2 protein-coding genes are annotated in these 1,324 nt (G+C 30.8%); both read left to right on the forward strand.

The window, feature by feature from the left end; all coding sequences use genetic code 11:
• Window positions 1-248 (forward strand): DNA/RNA non-specific endonuclease (locus OIO11_RS11680; protein WP_268071647.1); only part of this gene is annotated, 248 nt, incomplete at its 5' end.
• Between the two features lie 5 nt (window positions 249-253).
• A complete protein-coding gene (locus OIO11_RS11685; protein ID WP_268071648.1) occupies window positions 254-742 on the forward strand; it encodes an antitoxin YezG family protein in 489 nt (162 codons plus the stop codon).
• Window positions 743-1,324: the final 582 nt, after the last annotated feature.

The following is a 1,324-nucleotide window of genomic DNA, read 5'->3' on the forward strand; positions in this document are numbered from 1 at the left end:
ATGGTTCGGGTGATATTGATAATCTTGTTGCTCAAAATAGCCAAATTAATCGTTCTGGTGGTGAATGGTATAAGATGGAGACTGAGTGGGCGGATGCATTGAAAGAAATACCACCAAAAAAAGTTTCTGTAAAAATAGAACCTATATATTCTGGCAATTCATTAAGACCAGATTCCTTTAAGGTAGTTTATAAGATTGAAGGGAAAAAGCTGATTAAGAGAACAATTGAGAATCAAGCAGGAGGTTGAGATATATGGAAAAAAAATTAAATGGTTTATATAGAGAAATTGCTGAAACAGTTAATGAGATGATACCAGAGAATTGGAGTAAATTTTACTTTTATGCTCAGATATCAGAGACAGGTGGAGGAACTTATTTCTTTTATAAACCTGAATCTGATGTTGAAGGGTACAAGTATAGTTTAGAAATTCCTTATGAATATAATATTGATGAAAAAGAATTTGAAGCAAATGATAGAAAACTATATGCATTAGTAAAAAGAATGAGGGAAATCTTTAAAAATGAGGAACAAGAATTATGGTATTCATTTACATTAATGCTAGAGAGAACAGGAAAACTAAAAGTGCACTTTGATTATACTGATTGGGTTAATACCGATTATAGTTTTAGTGATCAATTAATAATTTGGGAATACAAATATTTAAATGAAATCCCTGAAGATATTAAATCAAAAGAATTAATAAAAAAATATATTGAGAAATATCCAGATAATCCAATCTAATTGCGAAACACACAGTTATTAAATTAGTGACAATATAAAACAAAATTTACTAATGTTCATTCCAGTTTCTTCAATGAATTGTTATTAAATAGAAATTATTAGTAATTTATGCCGAGATATCAGGTAAAGATATAAAAAATGTAATTAACAGAAATAAAACAGCAGGAATTGGAATCATAAAAGCAACCAATTCCTGTTTTTGTATTAAAACATGCGAAAGCATGAGCGGTAGCTGGTTTTTAGGATTTAGATTAAAGTAGTAATTAACAAAAGTTGAGAATAGAAAACAAATTTAACACCGAAAGGTGGCATGGTAAGGGCTAAAATGCAGCAGTAGTAGGAACAACTGCAGTATTAAGTCAAGCAATATCAGATAAACAAAGAGGAGAGGTAAGTGATATTTCCTCTTATATGGCAGCTGGAAGACGAGAATCCTTTGTAGGAGCATTCTCTGGAGCAATATTTGGACCTTTTGGAGTAGGCGAAGCCTTAGGTGGAAAGATGTTGTTAGGAGGAATAACCAACGGCTTTGAAAGTATAGTAAGACAAAAATTAGAAGGCAAAGGAATAAACTTTAAAACT

This window comes from Clostridium sp. ZS2-4 (assembly GCF_026719745.1).
Taxonomy (GTDB): Bacteria; Bacillota; Clostridia; order Clostridiales; family Clostridiaceae; genus Clostridium_H.

Excerpts from the sequence above, each read along its gene's own strand:
- OIO11_RS11685 (WP_268071648.1), top strand. The coding sequence starts at position 254 with ATGGAAAAAAAATTAAATGGTTTATATAGAGAAATTGCTGAAACAGTT.